Origin of the sequence: Bdellovibrio sp. HCB288, assembly GCF_047305935.1 — a bacterium.
Taxonomy (GTDB): domain Bacteria; phylum Bdellovibrionota; class Bdellovibrionia; order Bdellovibrionales; family Bdellovibrionaceae; genus Bdellovibrio.
Map to the genome: position 1 here is coordinate 1321312 of NZ_CP178619.1, position 17165 is coordinate 1338476.

Genomic DNA, 17165 nt, shown 5'->3' on the forward strand with positions numbered 1-17165 from the left:
GCACCAAACTATTTGTTAGTAGGTTGGAAGATAGCTTTGAACTCTTCAAGAGCTGCCAACAACGCTTTTTTAGTGTCGTCCGCAATAGCTTTCTTCTCAGTGATAGTTTTGATGATGTCCGCGTGCTTGTTTTTCAAGAACTCGATCATCTCTTTTTCGTAGCGCTTAACATCAGTCTCTGGATATTGATCAACGAATGCGTTACCAGCAGCGAAGATCATGATGATTTGCTCTTCAACTTTTACCGGAGAGTATTGAGGTTGTTTAAGTACTTCGATCAAACGACGACCACGTGCCAACTGTTGTTGAGACGCTTTATCCAAGTCAGATGCGAAAGCAGCGAACGCTTCCATAGAGCGGAACTGAGCAAGTTCAAGTTTCAAAGAACCCGCAACTTGTTTCATCGCTTTAATTTGAGCGGAACCACCCACGCGAGAAACTGATTTACCTACAGAGATAGCTGGACGCACACCTTTGTAGAATAGATCTGATTCAAGGAAGATCTGACCATCAGTGATGGAGATAACGTTTGTAGGGATGTAAGCAGAGATATCACCCGCTTGTGTCTCGATGATTGGCAATGCAGTCAATGAACCGCTGCCTTTATCTGCAGACAATTTAGAAGCACGCTCAAGAAGACGGCTATGGCAATAGAACACGTCACCTGGGTAGGCTTCACGACCCGGAGGACGACGAAGAAGTAGGGACAATTGACGGTAAGCTTGAGCTTGTTTCGTCAAGTCATCGTATACGATCAAAGCATGTCTGCCAGTATCACGGAAGTATTCAGCCATTGCTGTACCAGAGTAAGCAGCAAGGTATTGAAGTGGAGCTGGGTCAGATGCATTGGCTGCGATGATAGTCGTGTACTCAAGAGCACCCGCTGCACGCAATTTTTCAACTACTAGAGCAACAGTCGATTGTTTTTGACCGATAGCTACGTAGAAGCACTGAACGTTTTGACCTTTTTGGTTGATGATAGTGTCAACCGCGATAGTCGTTTTACCAGTTTGACGGTCACCGATGATCAATTCACGTTGACCACGGCCGATTGGTACCAGGGCGTCGATAGCTTTGATACCAGTTTGAAGAGGTTCTTCAACCGGGTGACGGTAAACGATACCAGGAGCCTTAGTTTCAACGATACGAGAGTGAGGCGTGTTGATAGCACCACGGCCATCGATCGGGTTACCAAGAGCGTCTACAACGCGACCAAGTAGGGCTTCGCCAACTGGAACGGAAACGATCTTTTTTGTTCTCTTAACAGTGTCGCCTTCTTTGATGTGGCGATCTTCACCGAAAAGTACAACCCCTACGTGACCTTCTTCAAGGTTCAATACCATTCCGAATACTTCACCTGGGAACTCAACAAGTTCACCAGCCATTGCGTTTTCAAGACCGTAGATACGAGCAACCCCGTCCCCTACTGAAAGAACGCTACCTGTTTCACTAACTTCAATCTTTTTGTTGTATTGATTGATTTGCTCTTTGAGAACGCGACTGATCTCGTCGGCACGGATTTGTGTTTCCATTTTTAGTTGGCTCTCCTGTTTAATTCTTCATTTAATTTTTTAAGATGTGTTTCAATGCTGTCGTCAAAAGTCCATCCACCAACTTGGGCTACAGCGCCACCCAAAAGTTTAGGATCCTGTTGGTAAGTAAGAACGATTTTTTTACCAAGCGTTTTGCTTACTTTTGACTCAAGTTCTTTTTGTGCGTCAGCAGACAATGGTTGTGCTGAGCGAACAGTTCCACGAGTTACACCCTCTTCAATATCAAGAGCGTCGCGGAATGCTTGTGCAACTTCTGGAAGGAATTGAATACGGCCTTTATCAGCCATCAACACCAAAGTGTTCATTACTTCTTCAGAAGTGCCTTTACCCTCAAGAGCAGCCTTTAGAGCCGCTGTTTTTTGAGTAATAGAGATTATTGGGTTTTCGAAATACGCAGCGATAGAAGCTTCCTTGTTGAAAGCATCGGCAACTGCCTGCAGATCAGTATACACTTTAGTGTGAATACCTTTTTGCTTTGCTACGGCCAAAAGGGCTTTAGCATATCTTTTAGATACTTCGCTTACTTTCATCGACTAACCTCGATGTGATTGATGAATTCATTTTGTAGTTTTTGTTGGTCAGCCGCACCGATGTCTTTGGTCAAAACAATGCGCGCAGCCTCTACAGAGTCAGCCAACAATTGAGTACGCAACTCTTTTTGAGCGCGTTGTGTTTCAAGCTTGGCAGTCAATTCAGCTTCGTCTTTGATACGCTTGGAAACACTGTTAGCCTCTTCAATGATTTGATTTTTCAAATCGTTTGCGTGGGCTTGTGCTTTTGCCAATTGTTCCTGACGAGTGCTGTTCAGGTTTGCAAGTTTGCTTTTGATATCAACAAATTCACGCTCAGCTTGTTCGCGTGCAAATGCAGATTTTTGTGCAGCTTCAAGGTAAGCTGACTTTCTGCCACCGAAGAAGGAAACGATGGAGTCTTTCGTGAAGTAAACGATACCCGCGAAAAGAATGATGATGTTGATCGCCTGATAGATAGTCACTTTTGGAATTTCAATCGCATGGTGACCGTCACCGTGCTCAGCTCCAGCAGCGAAAACAATCGCAGGCGCAAGGATGATAAGAAGGTTAACAAGAACTTTCATTTTCTCTTCTCTCTTATTTGCCCAACAATTTGGATGTGATTGCAAGTGCAACAGTTTGAGTTTGCGCTTTCAATTCTTTTGAAGCGGACTCTACTGCTGACGTGATTTTTGATCTGTTTGAATTAACCAGTTGTTCAGCCTCAGAACGAGACTTGGAAACAGCTGCTTCATATTGTTTATTAGCTTCAGCTTTGGAAGCATCAACAATGTTTTTGATTTCACTGTTTAGCTCGCGGATTTTGCCTTCATATTCGGAAGACAATTCGACAGATTTTGCTTGGTATTCCAAAGCCAGATCTTCGCCGCCCTTAGTTTTATTTTGTCTCTCTTCAAGAGCATGTGCATATGGTCCGAAAACAAACTTAGTTAAGAATAACAAGGCAATCGCGAAGAACACGAATTGGATGCCGGCAGTTGTGTTGATGCCTAATTGTCCAAAAATTTCCATTTTGTTGAAATCCCTATTGTTTTTTTGAACCTCGGGAGTAGCATTTCAACCCAGAAACGGTCAAGGACATATTCCTAATGAGAATTAGGCCTGCTGTAGTGAAAATGAAAATGCCTAGGACTTAGGCATATAGGACGCGCCCTCAAATACAACGCCTTCATCAATCCGCAAACTCGGAGATGTTACGGTGCCTTTGAATATTGCGGGCGGGTGCATAATGACGCGGCGACGAGCGAACAGATTACCCTCAACTCGGCCACTAATAATGATTGTATCGGCCTCAACTTGGGCAGCCACGGAGGCGCCCTCATTAATAACGATGGTATCTTTAGTAAAGATTTCCCCTTTAAAATCACCGCCAATTTGAACGGTTCCTTCAAAGCTGAGCTTTCCTTCGAAATGCGTCCCCTGGTCAAGGATTGCAGTCACATGACCAGAAAGCACGTCTTCTTGAAAAGAGTTTGGGGAATTTACTGCCATCCTTCTTTAAGCCTATCTACCAAATTGGTCAGTTCATCATCGGAATAAAAGTGAATGCTGATTTTGCCTTTGGAGTTAGAATAATCGATGTTCACCTTCGTGCCCATGATTTTTTGAAGCTCATCACCAAGTCCGTTGATCAAGCGTTGGGTAACGTTGGAATCGAATGACGGAACGTCTTCCTCTTCAACATCACCTTTTACAATAGCTTGAACCATTTTTTCCAATTTACGAACTGCGATCTTGTCGTTCACGACCTTTTTTGCAAGTTCGATTTGTTTTTTGGGTTCTGGCAAAGACAAAAGGACTTTTGCATGACCAACAGAAAGTTCATTGCCCGAAATCATGTTTTTGATCTCGTTTGGCAATGCCAATAGACGAACAGCATTCGCCACTGTCGCACGGTCACGTCCAACCTTTTCAGCAACTTGCTGTTGAGACAATTTGAACTCCGTAATTAGGCGAGAATAACCTTCTGCCTCTTCAATTGGATTCAAATCTTCACGTTGAATATTCTCAACGATCGCTAACTCAAGTGCCTGTTTGTCGTCGTAAGACTTTAGAATAACTGGAACTTCATGTAACCCAGCTAGTTGGGATGCTCTCCAACGGCGTTCACCGGCTACGATTTCCAATTTTCCAGAGGCAGTTCTACGCGCAACGATGGGTTGCAAAATTCCATTCTCTTTAATGGATTGGGCCAGCTCTTGAAGCGGTTCTTTTTCAAACGTTGTACGAGGCTGATATTTACCTGGCGAAAGCTTGTCGATAGCGACTTTCCAAATTTTGCTTTCTGGATCCACGGGAGGGGCGACAGTTGCAGCAACATTAATGGAAGGCGCACCGGCCGCTGTAGCAGCAGGTGAATTAGTGTTTGATTGCGCAGGCGCTGCTTGTACGGGAGGGGCAGATGCAGCCGGCGCATTCATTAAATCATTATTAGCAGGACCACCCAAAAGTGAACCCAGGCCACGGCCCAAGCCTCTTTTTTTGTTTGAGGATTCTACAGCAGTATCAGACATTTACTTCCCCTTCATAGGCATTCTTGTTTGCAACTTCTGCTGCCTTTGGAAGAGATCTTGCGATCACTTCATGAGCCAGCTCAAGATAGCGAACTGAACCAATTGATTTGCTGTCGTACTCTAGGATGGATTGACCATGGCTCGGCGCTTCGCTGAGTCGCACGTTTCTTGGAATAATTGCGTTAAATACTTTGTCACCAAAGTGTTCTTTAATCTGAGTTACAACTTGATGACTCAAGTTATTGCGCACATCGAACATCGTCAAAACGATGCCTTCAATATGAAGTGCAGGATTCAAACTCTTTTTGATTAACCCTGCCGTATTCAACAACTGACTCAAACCTTCCAATGCATAGTATTCACATTGAAGAGGCACAAGAAAACTGTCGGCAGAGTTCAGAGCATTCAGAGTAATCAAACCAAGAGATGGTGGACAGTCAACGATGACAAAGTCATATTGATCAGCCACGATGGACACCGCTTGCTTTAAGCGATATTCACGATGCGGCATATCAACAAGTTCGATTTCTGCACCAACTAGATCTGGATTAGCAGTACAGATCTTTAGGTTCGGATTTGAAGTGTTGTTAGTAGCCTCAGTCAGTGTTTTTTCACCGATGAGTACGTGGTATGAGTTTGCATCCTGGGTATCAAATCGTTTGATGCCTAGTCCGCTTGAAGCATTTCCTTGTGGATCCATATCGATCAACAATACGCGCTTACCTAGAGTAGCCAACGCTGAAGATAGATTCACAGACGTGGTCGTCTTGCCTACTCCGCCCTTTTGATTAGCTATACAGATAGTTTTAGCCATCGTTCCTCCTTGATAGTTCAAAATTCGTATTTTTTACATGCATGTGCAACTATAAAGACTAGTTTTTCGCACCTCGCCTTAGGTTTTTCTACGTTTTTGCCGATGTTCCACGTGGAACAACTACTTTTATGAGATTAATAGCCGCAATTCTCCTTATTTTCACGCTCACCGCTTGTAACAAGCCGATGGAAAATCCAGAGGTGAAGGATCCGATATACTCTGATCTACAAACACAAGTTACAGCTGCAACTGCCGCTCTTGAGGGTGAGAAAAAGAAGCTTGAGGGATTTGAAAAAGACTTGATCACAGTTGTCCCACAGACAGGCCAGATAAAATACGCCAAAAAGCGCATTTACGAATCTCAAGCGGCCATCACCCGACTGGCTCAGGAAGTAGAGTATTTAAAGCTCAAAGTAGAGCAAAGAAAAGCACACGCCCAACAATCCTATAAAAAAGCCTTCGCAAAGAAGGAAGATTGGCCAGATCCTAAAGAATGGACGTCATATCAGGCAGAACAGAAGCTAAGAAATGCCAAAAGAAGTTGGGGCGTTAAAGAGCGCATGAAAGCCGCTGGAGTGACGATTGATACAGGGTTGGGTTCTACAGAGGGTGGCGCAGAAGGCGCCAAAGAAGCCGGCAGCGAAGCGAAATCCGGTCATTAGAAGATGTTCCACGTGGAACATCTTCATTTTTACTCAAAACAAACGAATTAAGAGATCTTTTCAGTACGAACGACGCCATATTTGATAGCGCCGACAGGAAGTTTGTATTCCCCGACTAGTGACGGAGACCAGATAGAACAAAGCTGCGTAGGAATTTCTCCCACCTCAATACCCCACTCTTCCCCTTTTAGATGATAGACAGAGCCGCCTTTTGCGACAATTTTGCGAGCCATAAGAATCGCCTTAGAAATGTTGCCGAAACCACGACAAATCGCGAATTTGACCGAACCCTCGGGAAGAGACTCGATATTACGGTGCTCTACTGTGATGTTCTTAAGATTCAAAGCACCAATAGCGTAATTTAGGAATTCGCACTTCTTAGGATCCGTATCGACCAGCACAACCTTGATGCTGGGATTTAGAATGCCAAAAACAACCCCAGGGAATCCACTTCCGCTGCCAAAGTCATAGATTGTTTCAATGCTTGGATTCGCCTTAGTAATCGCCTTAGTGGCAAGAATAGAATCCGCAAAATGTAAGGCATCGGCCACAAAGACTGACTTTGCGGAAATCAAACTAACGGTCCGATTAAATTTTTGAAGCTCATCGTGATAAGCCTTAAGTCTTGTTCTGACCTCAGGACTTAAATCGGGGAACCATTCATCGATACGCCATAGGATTTGCGGTGTCTCGGAGCTATCAGTGCTGCTCATCCAGATTCATCTCCCTGATCTTTTTGTGACCTTTTAGATGAATCATTATAGCTTGAATCGCAGAGGGATTTACACCACTAATCCGTTGGGCTTGACCTAAGGTACGGGGTCTAACGCGCAGCAGCTTATCCTTCTCTTCATTGGAAAGTCCGCGAATATCTCCGTACTCAAGATTGTCTGGAAGTACTAATTCTTCGAGTCTTTTTGACTGATTAATTAGATCCATTTGGCGTTTTACGTAGCCAGAGTATTTTACTTCGATTTCCACCGGTTCAACCACATTTGGATCAGAATCCAACTCGAAATTTAGCAATTCCAGGTGTGAACTCGTAAGCTCGGGACGACGCAGTAACTCTTCGATAGTTAAGGACTTTGTCATAGCTGACGTGGGAATTGTTGCCAGGATTTCTTGCGTCTCTTTGGTGTTGTAAACTCGAGTATCACGCATTCTATCGTGCAAAACCTTACGCTTTTCACGAAGGACTGCTAAAAGTTCCAAAGACTGTTCGGACACGATACCCAATTTCTGGGCCCACTGCGCCAACCTATCGATAGTATTGTCTTCTCTAAGAACCAATCTGTGTTCTGCGCGCGAAGTGAACATACGATACGGTTCACGGGTTCCTTTAGTGACAAGGTCATCAATCAAGACACCCATGTAAGCTTCATCACGACCCAAAATAAATTCGTCGCGGCCCAAAATGCTATTCGCTGCATTTACTCCGGCGATGAAACCTTGGGCAGCGGCTTCCTCGTAACCAGAGGTTCCGTTGATTTGCCCTGCCAGGAAAAGTTGGCGAATCGTTCTTGTTTCCAAGCGATGCCAAATTTGAGTTGGTTCGATGTAGTCGTACTCGACGGCATAACCATAACGAGCGACCTTTACGTTTTCTAGTCCTGGGATAGTTTTTAAAAATTCATCCTGAGTTTCTTCGGGTAAACTTGTTGAAATACCCTGAAGATAAATCAGATCCGTAGTTAAACCTTCTGGCTCAAGGAAAGTTTGATGGCTCACTCTATCGGCGAAACGAGTTACTTTATCTTCGATCGATGGGCAATAACGTGGCCCAACACCTTCGATAATTCCACAATACATAGGGGATTTATCCAGATTTCCACGAATAATATCGTGGGTTTTTTCCGTCGTTCTGGTCAGATAACAAAGAATTTGTGGAAGCTTAAGCTGAGTCGAAGACTTATAGCTAAAAGGATAAACTTTTTCATCCCCACCATGAGCAATCGTTTTCGACCAATCAATAGAATCTTTAAGAAGTCGCGCCGGCGTTCCCGTCTTCAAACGTTTTACTTCAAAACCGAATTGCGCCAATTGATCTGATAAACCAACGGATGGTTTATCACCCACACGTCCACCCGCCTCCTGGCGAAGTCCCGTATGCATAACACCGTTCATGAAAGTGCCGGTGGTGATGATTGTAGCTTTGGCAAAAATCTCGGAACCATCATCCAAAACCACTCCAGCGCAAAGATCTTTATCCAAGATCAGACGCTTTACTTCACCCTGAAGGACTTCCAAATTTGGCTGTGTATAAAGAGCATTTTTTTGAAAAGCAGAATACAGGTGCTTATCGTTTTGAACTCGAGTTCCACGAACTGCCGGACCTTTCGAGGAGTTAAGTCGCTTATACTGAATTGTTGTTTCATCAGCAGCGATACCCATTTGTCCACCTAGGGCATCAATTTCACGAACCATGTGGCCTTTTGCAAGTCCACCGATAGAGGGATTGCAGCTCATATAACCAATACGATCAACATTCGTCGTAACCATCAAAGTTTGAAGGCCCAAACGAGCAGACGCCAAACATGCTTCGATACCGGCATGTCCTGCACCAACTACGATCACATCAAATTTTTTATTAGTCATATGCTACTTCCCGATACAAAACTCTTTAAATACCCGGTCCATGATTTGATCATCGAACCGCTTACCTAAAGTTTCGTGAATCGCGATGAGGGATTCCTTCAGCTCCAGCGCTAGGAATTCAGAACCCATCCCCTGATCCACCAAGGTTTGTGACCTTTGAGTATTCTCTAAAGCACGAACCAGGTTTTCATAGTGACGGGCATTGGAAATAAGAACGGTATTTTCCACCTGCAAATCAGCGAATTCCTGGACAAGCTCTTGAAGGACACTCGAACGCACCTTTTTATCAAGAGCACTGACAAAGAACACCCTTCTTGTGAAGAAGGCCTTGGGATCTGCAATCTTTTGGAAAAATTTACTGTTTTTAATGGCTTTTTCGACAGTTTCCAGTGGTTTAGACCCACCAATTCGGTCGATTTTATTAGCTAAAATGAAGGTTTTTTGAGGATCCAGGGACTCCAGAATTTGAGTCTCTTCAGGGCCCATACCCTTTTCGATGTCGAACACAAAGAAAACCACGTCGGATTCGTTTTGAGCTTCATAGCTTTTTTGAATACCAATGCGCTCAACCAGATCCGTTGCTTCATCGCGAAGACCAGCCGTATCGACGAAAGTGAACTTCACACCTTCAAAAGTCGTATCCCCATGAATCACATCTCGAGTAGTGCCTGGAATATCGGTGACGATCGCGCGCTCATCTTCCAGAAACAAATTCAACAAACTGGATTTACCCACATTTGGAAGACCTGTTAAAACGACCCGGAAACCATCTTTAAGAAGACGGCCAACTTTGAATGTTCCAACTAGGTCCTTAAGAACCGCTTCAATTTTTTTAAGACGAACTTGAACTACGGAATAATCGACAACGTCGATACCTTCTGTGGAAAAATCAATACTGGCTTCAGCGTGGGCCAGAATCCAAGTCATATCGTCTTCAACTTCTTCAAGCTTATGGGACAACTGACCTTTTAGCTGACGAAGAGCAAGTTTCGCTGCCTGTTGCGATTGTGATTCGATCAATGCCAGAACGGATTCAGCTTGAACCAAATCAAGCTTCCCATTCATAAAGGCACGATAAGTAAACTCACCGCGATCCGCAGGACGAGCCCCTAATTGCACCAGGGAGTTCAATATACTTTGGCAAATAAGCGGGCTTCCATGACAGGAAATCTCGATGACTTCCTCGCCCGTAAAGGATCTTCCGTGTTGGAAGTATGTTACCAGAACTTCGTCAATCTCATTACCGCCGTCTTTCAGGTTACCAAAATAGACTTTATGAGACTCAGGATGTGCGGGTAAGAATTTGCACAGCAGTGCTACGATTTCCAATGTTTTAGGGCCGCTAATTCGAATGACGGAAATGCCACCCACTCCGTGAGGAGTGGAGACCGCGCATATTGTATCCTTGTCACGATCTCCGCGAATCATACGACCCTACTAACAATTATTCTTGGTGAGCGTCTTCAGCTTTATTTCCTTGAGCTGAATTGCCACCTTTTGCTGGATAGATTTTGATTTTTTTGTACAAGCCATCACCCAAAGAACGGCTTTTGATACGAGGATCTTTAGCCAGGTATTGATGTACAACTTTGCGATCTTTTGGAGGAAGAGCTCTGTAGTATACAGACTTACCTTGTTCGATGCAGATTGCCTTCAAGTTTTCAGCGCGCTCGATAAGTGCGCCCTCAGTTTCGTCACGGTAACCACCGCAATCAACTGTGATGTTTGTTTTATCTTCAGGGAAATTGTGCTGAATCACGCGTTTAAGAAGCAATTGGAATGCATCCAACATTTGCCCTTTTTTATCTTTCAAAAGCTCTTCATCTCCACCAGAGAATTGAACTGAAAGAACGGCCCCACCGTCATCTTCTTTTGAAGAAGTGATTTCAAAAGAAAGATCGAATTGAGCTTTTTCGATGATACCCTCTAGAGTGTTTTGCACCAAAGATTCAACTTCGCTGTTTGCACTCTTGCTTTTTCCCCCGAAAAGCTTACTAAAAAAACCCATTTTACCTCCCAGGTAAAAATAAAAATCTAAGTTACTATTTCGCTTTAACCGTCTTAACGACCGGTTTTGCAGTTGGATCTCTCATGATCAAATACTGTTGGATGATACCGAACAACGTACTGACAACCATATAAAGAGTCAGACCGCTTGGCAGCTGCAACATGAACACTGAGAAAACCAGAGGCATAAACGCCATAATTTTTGCTTGAGTAGGATCCATTGTGGATGGCGTGATCTTTTGTTGGATGTACATAAAGATCGCCATCGATACCGGAAGTACATAGAACTTATCATGAGCACTCAAATCGTTGATCCAAAGGATGAACGGAGAGTTGTAAAGCTCAATTGAAGAACCAATTACGCGGTATAGAGCGAAGAAAATCGGGATCTGAAGAATCATTGGCAAACATCCAGACATTGGATTTGCACCGTGTTGCTTCATCACTGCCATCATCTCGGTGTTCAGTCTCATCGCATCGTCTTTGTACTTTTCACGAAGACCCTGGATGATCGGTTGAACCTTTTGCATCGCCTTCATGGATTTCGCAGACATGATATTGAATGGAAGAACCACGAAACGAACCAACAAAGTAAGAAGGATGATTGCAATACCCCAGTTACCAGCCAAAGCATGGCAGGCTTTCATCACGTACAACAAAGGACGAGCGATGAAACCAAAGAAACCGAAATCAATGATATGGGCCAATTCTGGATCAGCTGCTTTCAACAAATCGATGGATTTAGGACCCGCATAGAAAATTTGCGAAAACTTCATTTCGTCTTTTAGTTGAACCGGCTTGTACGTAAGCTCAGCCATAGCTGTTTGTTTTTCCACGTTTGACGTCAGTTTTACTTCTGGAATAATTTCTGACTTATCAAGTACGGCTGCTGCAAAATACTGAGAGCTTACGGAAATCATCTCTGTATTTGGGAAATCTTTAACAACGTTTTCTTTGGAGTTGCTGAAGTTTACAGTGTCGTGTTTGTCACCTTCATGACTAACAAAGAAATCCTGATGCTCATAAGAAGGAAACAACCAGGAAGTTGATTTAGACACGTGGATAGTTTCTGGAATCAACAAAGAGAAGCCTTTTTTAACATCTTCAGTTGGTTTGTTGAAAGAAACTGTATTTGTGAAGGATGATTTTGCGGGATCAAAATTCATCTCACGTGTAATTGTCATGTCACCAACTTGTGCCACACCAACGTAAGAGCCTGGTGCTTTTTCAGACATATTGAAAACAACCGGCTTATCGTGACCCAAGAAACGAAGAGCATACAACCCATCATTTACTCCGGCACCAAGTTTGATTTTGTTTCCCTGTTTATCCTCATAGTTATTCACAGTGAAATTCTTCAATCCCATACCGTGATTGGAAATTTGAAAGGAAACTTTGTCGTTAGTGAATGTGAAAGACTGTTCTTGAGTAGGAGGTGCAACAGTTTCAGATTTAGCCTCTACAGTGGCTGCAGGAGCTGCGACATTTTCAGATGTAGTCGCTGTATTTTCTGCTGTCTGAGTTTGAACTGTTTTTGGCTTATTATATTCAGGATATTTCTTACCTAAATATGTCTGCCATCCGAAATAAATAACTGCGACTGCGCCGACAGCAATAAGTGTTTTAGGATCGAAAAAGCCAGGATTCTTGTCATTTTGCGGTGTCATGGAGCGATTCTCCTGAATCTGGGACCGGATCATAACCATAAAGGCCACCCGGTCGACATTTACAAATTCGTTTTGTGATTAACCAAAAAGCTTTATGCGATTTGTGTTTGTGAATAGCTTCTAGAGCGTAGGCAGAGCAACTCGGTTCGAAACGACAAGAACCACCTAAATGAGTAGTTCCGATAGATCTGTAGGCAGCAACGAAAAACCAAAGCGACGCTTTAAAGATTTTTTCGAAGATTCCCAATCCCGCGGTCCATAGCTTTAACAAATTCCTCATGTGGGAGGCCTTTATAGAAGTTGGTGTCCATGGGTTTAAAGATAATATTGATGTCGGCTTCAATGGAGTTATCCGTTTTAAGCAATGCCCGGAAGTATTCTCTGCTCCAACGTTTAAGCTTGTTTCGTACAACCGCAGGACCGACTTTTCGGCTTGCAGTTACACCAAAACGCAACTGACCAACGGAGTTCTTCTGATAATTCAGAAGCAACCACTTCGTAGGCCAGTTTCTTTTGCCAGATTGTTTGAGAGAGAGAAACTCAGAGCTGCGCTTAATACCTAGCGGAGAACTATTTTCCACCTGTAGAAACCGTCAAACGTTTTCTACCTTTAGCACGACGACGGTTAAGTACTTCTTGACCAGCTTTAGTAGCCATTCTTGCACGGAAACCGTGAGATGTTTTGCGACGTTTGTTTGATGGTTGGTATGTACGTTTCATGTGTTCTCCTGAACTACTCTCTACTGAGATATTTACGACGCTAAAAGACGTCAATTACGCCAACTTTTAATCGGCGACTACATATATGATTCCACAAAGCTGTAATCAACTAGATACGTGGGGCACTAATTAATCACAACGCGGCATCAAGGTCAACTGTTGAAAACTTCAGCTCCCCTTGTTAAGGCTACTCTGCATTTCGAGGGGATGGTCTATGGAGTTAAACGCTTCTTTTTGGACATTGATTAAGACAAAAATGAAAAGTCGTAATGATAACAATAAGTTATTAGATACGTGGCTAGACCCTATTGAGTATATCAGTACTGGGGGCTCCTTTGAGCGTCCCAAATTGATACTCGGAGTACCCAACGCCCTCCACCAGTATTTCGTGATCGAGAACCTGCAGGATAAGATTTATACTGAGATTTCAGATACTTACAAGCGTCCTTTTGAAGTCGAGTTTAATGTTACTGGGGCCAAAGTAAATACCCACATTGAAACTACTACTACATTTGAAGAGGCTCCGACTAGTCAAGGTTCTGAAGTTCTTCAGGCTCAGTTGTCACGTGCTCAGGCTATTCAGACTACTCAACCTAGGTCCAGTGATTCATTAAATGTGGATTTAACCTTTTCGACCTTTGTCGTGGGTAAAAATTCAGAGTTCGCCCATGCTGCTTGTTTCAACGTAGCTCGCAACCCAGGGGCTGACGATTACAACCCTCTCTATATATATGGACCGGTTGGGATGGGTAAAACCCATCTTTTACATGCTGCTGGAAACCACATTCGCGAGCAATTTCAGCATCTTAGAATTACATACCTATCAGCTGAACGCTTTATGAATGAGTGTATTTCAGCTATTCGTCGCCATGAAATGGATAAGTTCCGTCAGAAGTACCGCGAGAATTCAGATATTCTTTTGGTCGACGACGTTCAGTTCATTGCGCGTGGTGAAGCGGTTCAAGAAGAGTTCTTCCACACCGTGAACAGTTTTATTGATTCGCGTAAGCAGGTTATCCTGGCGAGTGATCGCATGCCGAAGGATATCCACGGGCTGGAAGATCGCAGCCGCACCCGTCTTGAACGCGGATTGATTGCTGATATTACGATGCCGGATTTAGAAACTCGTATCGCAATCCTTAGATATAAAGCTGAAAAATATAATATGCGTCTGCCAGAAGACGTGGTTCACCACATTGCACGCATATCCAAGCGCTCTATCAGAGAGCTAGAGGGCAATCTTAAGAAAGTTAAGATGTTCTCTGAGCTTCAAGGATTGCCGATTGATGGTGAGCTTGTGAAGCGCATTCTTTCCCATCACGAAACGCAATCTACAATCTCTGTTGAGGAGATTATGAAACTGACTGCGGATCACTTTAAGGTACGTGTTTTGGATCTAAAATCCTCTACGCGCGCCAAGCCAATTGTCGTTCCACGTCAAATTGCCATGTACTTAATTAAGAAATTTTTGGACAAGTCATTGGTGGATATCGGTAAAGCTTTCGGCGGAAAAGATCACACAACCGTGATGAACGCGCTGGATCGAGTGAAGAGTCTACAGGCTACGGATCAAGATATCGCAAAAGATATCGAGGATTTAGAGACTAGGATCCACAATATCACAGGTGTGTGAATGTGGACTGTGGATAGAGTTGTGGAAGAATCTGGGGGAAGAAATGTGGATCTGAGTTACCCCCAAAATTCGCAAAATTCAGCCCGACTTGTACAGAGGCTTTATCCACAACTGTTTTTTAGTGTTTACACGTACTTAGAGGATTTGTTAGGTTTTCCACGCCCCTACTACTACTACTAGTTATTTATATTAATAGTAATAGATAATAAGAAGGGTGTTTTAAGAGGGATTTGTTATGAAGATCGAAATTGATAAAAGAGATCTATTAAGCCTTATCGGTAAAACTCAAAATATCGTTGAGAAGCGCAATACAATGCCAATTCTCATCAACGTACTTCTTGAAGCTGATCAAAACTTACTGAAAGTATTCGCAACAGATTTGGAAGTAAGCCTTACTGATCAAATCAAAGCGCAAGTTCATCAACCAGGTAAAGTGGCAGTATCAGCAAAAAGTCTTTTCGAAATTGCAAAAGAACTTTCTGAAGGTCCAATCACCCTTATCAAAAAAGAAAACAACTGGTTGGAAATCAAACAAGGGAAATACACATCCAAGATTGTGGGTATCTCTGCGGAAGAGTATCCGATCTTCCCAACATACAACTCTCAAGCTTTCATCAAAATCGATGCACAAGTTTTGAAAGAGATGATCGATAAAACAATTTACTCCGTATCGAATGATGAAACTCGCTACCATCTAAACGGCGTATTCTTTGAACTGAATCCATCTGCCGGTTTCAAAATGGTTGCGACTGATGGTCATCGTATGAGCCTGGTTAGCAAAACCTCCACAGATGTGAAAGTTTCTGCAACTCAAGGTGTGATCATTCCTCGTAAAGGTCTTCATGAAATCAAAAAGATTCTTGAAGGTATCGATGGTAATGTGGAAATAGCTGTGGAAGGCTCCCAATTCGTACTTAAACATTCATCAACAATTCTGATGATTCGTTTGATCGAAGGAAAGTACCCGAATTATCAACAGTTTATTCCACAGAAGCTGACGCAAAAAGTGATGATCAACAAGGAAGCTTTCCTGACTTCACTAAAACGCGTTTCTCTTTTGGCGAATCAAAAATCCAAAGCGGTGTTGTTGAATCTTTCTAACGGCCGTATGGAAATTTCTTCGAACAATCCAGAGTTGGGTGATGCAAAAGAAGAAATCGAAGTTGAATATGCTGGCGGAGAAATCAAAATTGGTTTCAATGCAAAGTACATCACTGACATTCTAACCAGCATGACTCATGACAAGATTGATTTCGAATTGAACGATCACTTGTCACCAGGTTTGATGAGACCACATAACGACGCTTCTTACACTTGCGTAGTTATGCCTATGAGAATCTAATGATCTTCGAACGACTACGTCTTGTTAATTTTCGCAACTACCGGGACGTAGTGTTGAAGTTTTCCCCTCGCGTGAATGTTTTCGTCGGAGACAATGGCCAGGGGAAAACAAATCTCCTTGAAGCCATGTACATGATTTCTCAAGGCGACTCCTTCCGCTACTCAGATAACTCCACCATGATCAATTCGGCTAATCAAGAATCGCTTATTCAAGCGTTGATTACTCAAAACGATCTTCACTACAAATTAAAATTAGGTCTTACGAAAAGTCGCAAAGTTTTAACGTTGAATGAAAAACGTGTGACATCAGCGGATGTTCGCAAAATTTTTGCTAGTGTTGTGTTTAGTCCCGAAAGTTTAGCAGCGATCAAAGAAGGTGCAGATCATCGCCGTGGATTGGTTGATGAACTACTGATTACCTTTGACCGAAAAAATACTGATTTGATCGCGGAATACCGAAAAGCACTCAAAACGCGTAATAAGATTCTAAAGAACTTTGTGGAGGGTGAGGCGTCCCGAACCATTACCCAGGACCTATTGGAGTCTTTAAACCCGCAATTTGTGCGTTTAGCGACGGATTTGACCCATGCCCGCATCGCTGCATTAGCCGGTCTTTCCAAAGATTTTAATAATGCCATGCAGTACATTTCTGGAAACTCCGCTGTGGATATCTCGGTGGAATACCTGGTTTCCGATGAAAATGCTGTGAGTTTCACTCGTGAACAAGTGCAAATGGCACTCGAAAAGCGACTTGGCGAATTACATGATGCGGAGCTCTCATCTGGAACCAGTTTGGTGGGGCCGCATAAGCACGACATTGTGTTCCTATATGGTCAAAAAGACTCAAGATTTTTCTGTAGCCAAGGGCAGCAAAGAGCCATCATTCTTTCTTTCAAAATGGCCCAAATTGTGTATCATAGGAAGGCTCACGGAACCTATCCTGTGCTGATGTTAGACGATGTCTTATCTGAGCTCGATAAAACCAAAAGAGATGCGCTGATTACGTTCTTACACGAGATCAACACACAAATTTTTGTTACGACGACAGACTTCACATTGCCCGACTCTTTCAGCCTCGATCAGTTATCCGTTGTGCGCATCAAGGATGGCCAAATTCTTGATTAGCC

Annotated in this window: 19 protein-coding genes; 4 read left to right on the top strand and 15 right to left on the bottom strand. The window is 43.3% G+C overall.

The window, feature by feature from the left end:
• Positions 1–8: 8 nt before the first annotated feature.
• The 7 genes from atpA to ACLVWR_RS06385 all read right to left on the bottom strand — a co-directional run bounded on the left by atpA (position 9) and on the right by ACLVWR_RS06385 (position 5413).
• Positions 9–1532 (bottom strand): F0F1 ATP synthase subunit alpha, encoded by a 1524-nt coding sequence (atpA, locus tag ACLVWR_RS06355; protein WP_340598170.1) that lies wholly within the window; start codon positions 1530–1532, stop codon positions 9–11.
• 2 nt (positions 1533–1534) lie between these two features.
• Positions 1535–2083, bottom strand: coding sequence for an ATP synthase F1 subunit delta (gene atpH / locus ACLVWR_RS06360; RefSeq protein ID WP_413583024.1), 549 nt, complete (start codon positions 2081–2083; stop codon positions 1535–1537).
• Complete coding sequence (locus ACLVWR_RS06365) at positions 2080–2649, bottom strand: ATP synthase F0 subunit B (protein ID WP_413583025.1); 570 nt, start codon at positions 2647–2649, stop codon at positions 2080–2082. The genes atpH and ACLVWR_RS06365 overlap by 4 nt, the downstream gene beginning before the upstream one ends.
• Before the next feature lie 13 nt (positions 2650–2662).
• A complete protein-coding gene (locus ACLVWR_RS06370) occupies positions 2663–3097 on the bottom strand; it encodes a hypothetical protein (protein WP_413583026.1) in 435 nt (144 codons plus the stop codon).
• A 114-nt stretch (positions 3098–3211) separates the two neighbouring features.
• Complete coding sequence (locus ACLVWR_RS06375) at positions 3212–3577, bottom strand: polymer-forming cytoskeletal protein (RefSeq protein WP_340598174.1); 366 nt, start codon at positions 3575–3577, stop codon at positions 3212–3214.
• Positions 3568–4599: a ParB/RepB/Spo0J family partition protein gene (locus ACLVWR_RS06380; RefSeq protein ID WP_413583027.1), complete on the bottom strand. Its 1032-nt coding sequence runs from the start codon at positions 4597–4599 to the stop codon at positions 3568–3570. The genes ACLVWR_RS06375 and ACLVWR_RS06380 overlap by 10 nt, the downstream gene beginning before the upstream one ends.
• Positions 4592–5413 carry an AAA family ATPase gene (locus ACLVWR_RS06385; RefSeq protein WP_340598176.1) on the bottom strand — a complete coding sequence of 274 codons (822 nt, stop codon included), beginning with the start codon at positions 5411–5413 and terminating at the stop codon, positions 4592–4594. The genes ACLVWR_RS06380 and ACLVWR_RS06385 overlap by 8 nt, the downstream gene beginning before the upstream one ends.
• 128 nt (positions 5414–5541) lie before the next feature.
• Between ACLVWR_RS06385 and ACLVWR_RS06390 the strand changes: the two genes are divergently transcribed.
• On the top strand, positions 5542–6075 hold the full coding sequence (locus ACLVWR_RS06390) for a hypothetical protein (RefSeq protein WP_413583028.1): 534 nt from the start codon (positions 5542–5544) through the stop codon (positions 6073–6075).
• A 47-nt stretch (positions 6076–6122) separates the two neighbouring features.
• On the opposite strand, the gene rsmG is transcribed toward ACLVWR_RS06390, so the two are convergent.
• From rsmG to rpmH, 8 genes are read right to left on the bottom strand one after another with little or no spacing between them, the layout of a single operon-like run.
• Complete coding sequence (gene rsmG, locus ACLVWR_RS06395) at positions 6123–6788, bottom strand: 16S rRNA (guanine(527)-N(7))-methyltransferase RsmG (protein WP_413583029.1); 666 nt, start codon at positions 6786–6788, stop codon at positions 6123–6125.
• Positions 6775–8670 carry a tRNA uridine-5-carboxymethylaminomethyl(34) synthesis enzyme MnmG gene (gene mnmG / locus ACLVWR_RS06400; protein ID WP_413583030.1) on the bottom strand — a complete coding sequence of 632 codons (1896 nt, stop codon included), beginning with the start codon at positions 8668–8670 and terminating at the stop codon, positions 6775–6777. Before mnmG ends, rsmG begins: the two co-directional genes overlap by 14 nt.
• Before the next feature lie 3 nt (positions 8671–8673).
• Positions 8674–10098, bottom strand: coding sequence for a tRNA uridine-5-carboxymethylaminomethyl(34) synthesis GTPase MnmE (gene mnmE, locus ACLVWR_RS06405; RefSeq protein ID WP_413583031.1), 1425 nt, complete (start codon positions 10096–10098; stop codon positions 8674–8676).
• Between the two features lie 16 nt (positions 10099–10114).
• Complete coding sequence (locus ACLVWR_RS06410; protein ID WP_340598181.1) at positions 10115–10678, bottom strand: protein jag; 564 nt, start codon at positions 10676–10678, stop codon at positions 10115–10117.
• 34 nt (positions 10679–10712) lie between these two features.
• On the bottom strand, positions 10713–12383 hold the full coding sequence (gene yidC / locus ACLVWR_RS06415) for a membrane protein insertase YidC (RefSeq protein WP_413583032.1): 1671 nt from the start codon (positions 12381–12383) through the stop codon (positions 10713–10715).
• Complete coding sequence (gene yidD / locus ACLVWR_RS06420) at positions 12328–12624, bottom strand: membrane protein insertion efficiency factor YidD (RefSeq protein ID WP_413583033.1); 297 nt, start codon at positions 12622–12624, stop codon at positions 12328–12330. The genes yidC and yidD overlap by 56 nt, the downstream gene beginning before the upstream one ends.
• Complete coding sequence (gene rnpA / locus ACLVWR_RS06425; RefSeq protein ID WP_413576401.1) at positions 12566–12925, bottom strand: ribonuclease P protein component; 360 nt, start codon at positions 12923–12925, stop codon at positions 12566–12568. Before rnpA ends, yidD begins: the two co-directional genes overlap by 59 nt.
• The gene (rpmH, locus tag ACLVWR_RS06430) at positions 12915–13064 is read right to left on the bottom strand and encodes a 50S ribosomal protein L34 (protein WP_413559203.1); all 150 of its coding nucleotides are present in this window, start codon (positions 13062–13064) and stop codon (positions 12915–12917) included. Before rpmH ends, rnpA begins: the two co-directional genes overlap by 11 nt.
• 256 nt (positions 13065–13320) lie before the next feature.
• On the opposite strand from rpmH, the gene dnaA reads away from it, so the two are divergent.
• The 3 genes from dnaA to recF all read left to right on the top strand — a co-directional run bounded on the left by dnaA (position 13321) and on the right by recF (position 17163).
• A complete protein-coding gene (gene dnaA / locus ACLVWR_RS06435) occupies positions 13321–14697 on the top strand; it encodes a chromosomal replication initiator protein DnaA (RefSeq protein WP_413583034.1) in 1377 nt (458 codons plus the stop codon).
• A 235-nt stretch (positions 14698–14932) separates the two neighbouring features.
• Entirely contained in the window at positions 14933–16039 is a 1107-nt protein-coding gene (dnaN, locus tag ACLVWR_RS06440; RefSeq protein WP_413583035.1) for a DNA polymerase III subunit beta, read from the top strand.
• Positions 16039–17163 carry a DNA replication/repair protein RecF gene (recF, locus tag ACLVWR_RS06445; protein WP_413583036.1) on the top strand — a complete coding sequence of 375 codons (1125 nt, stop codon included), beginning with the start codon at positions 16039–16041 and terminating at the stop codon, positions 17161–17163. The genes dnaN and recF overlap by 1 nt, the downstream gene beginning before the upstream one ends.
• Positions 17164–17165 lie beyond the last annotated feature (2 nt).

Bases quoted from the DNA above. Each gene is read 5' to 3' on its own strand.
- atpA (WP_340598170.1), bottom strand. From the start codon at position 1,532: ATGGAAACACAAATCCGTGCCGACGAGATCAGTCGCGTTCTCAAAGAG.
- atpH (WP_413583024.1), bottom strand. From the start codon at position 2,083: ATGAAAGTAAGCGAAGTATCTAAAAGATATGCTAAAGCCCTTTTGGCC.
- ACLVWR_RS06365 (WP_413583025.1), bottom strand. From the start codon at position 2,649: ATGAAAGTTCTTGTTAACCTTCTTATCATCCTTGCGCCTGCGATTGTT.
- ACLVWR_RS06370 (WP_413583026.1), bottom strand. From the start codon at position 3,097: ATGGAAATTTTTGGACAATTAGGCATCAACACAACTGCCGGCATCCAA.
- ACLVWR_RS06375 (WP_340598174.1), bottom strand. From the start codon at position 3,577: ATGGCAGTAAATTCCCCAAACTCTTTTCAAGAAGACGTGCTTTCTGGT.
- ACLVWR_RS06380 (WP_413583027.1), bottom strand. From the start codon at position 4,599: ATGTCTGATACTGCTGTAGAATCCTCAAACAAAAAAAGAGGCTTGGGC.
- ACLVWR_RS06385 (WP_340598176.1), bottom strand. From the start codon at position 5,413: ATGGCTAAAACTATCTGTATAGCTAATCAAAAGGGCGGAGTAGGCAAG.
- ACLVWR_RS06390 (WP_413583028.1), top strand. From the start codon at position 5,542: ATGAGATTAATAGCCGCAATTCTCCTTATTTTCACGCTCACCGCTTGT.
- rsmG (WP_413583029.1), bottom strand. From the start codon at position 6,788: ATGAGCAGCACTGATAGCTCCGAGACACCGCAAATCCTATGGCGTATC.
- mnmG (WP_413583030.1), bottom strand. From the start codon at position 8,670: ATGACTAATAAAAAATTTGATGTGATCGTAGTTGGTGCAGGACATGCC.
- mnmE (WP_413583031.1), bottom strand. From the start codon at position 10,098: ATGATTCGCGGAGATCGTGACAAGGATACAATATGCGCGGTCTCCACT.
- ACLVWR_RS06410 (WP_340598181.1), bottom strand. From the start codon at position 10,678: ATGGGTTTTTTTAGTAAGCTTTTCGGGGGAAAAAGCAAGAGTGCAAAC.
- yidC (WP_413583032.1), bottom strand. From the start codon at position 12,383: ATGGTTATGATCCGGTCCCAGATTCAGGAGAATCGCTCCATGACACCG.
- yidD (WP_413583033.1), bottom strand. From the start codon at position 12,624: ATGAGGAATTTGTTAAAGCTATGGACCGCGGGATTGGGAATCTTCGAA.
- rpmH (WP_413559203.1), bottom strand. From the start codon at position 13,064: ATGAAACGTACATACCAACCATCAAACAAACGTCGCAAAACATCTCAC.
- dnaA (WP_413583034.1), top strand. From the start codon at position 13,321: ATGAAAAGTCGTAATGATAACAATAAGTTATTAGATACGTGGCTAGAC.
- dnaN (WP_413583035.1), top strand. From the start codon at position 14,933: ATGAAGATCGAAATTGATAAAAGAGATCTATTAAGCCTTATCGGTAAA.
- recF (WP_413583036.1), top strand. From the start codon at position 16,039: ATGATCTTCGAACGACTACGTCTTGTTAATTTTCGCAACTACCGGGAC.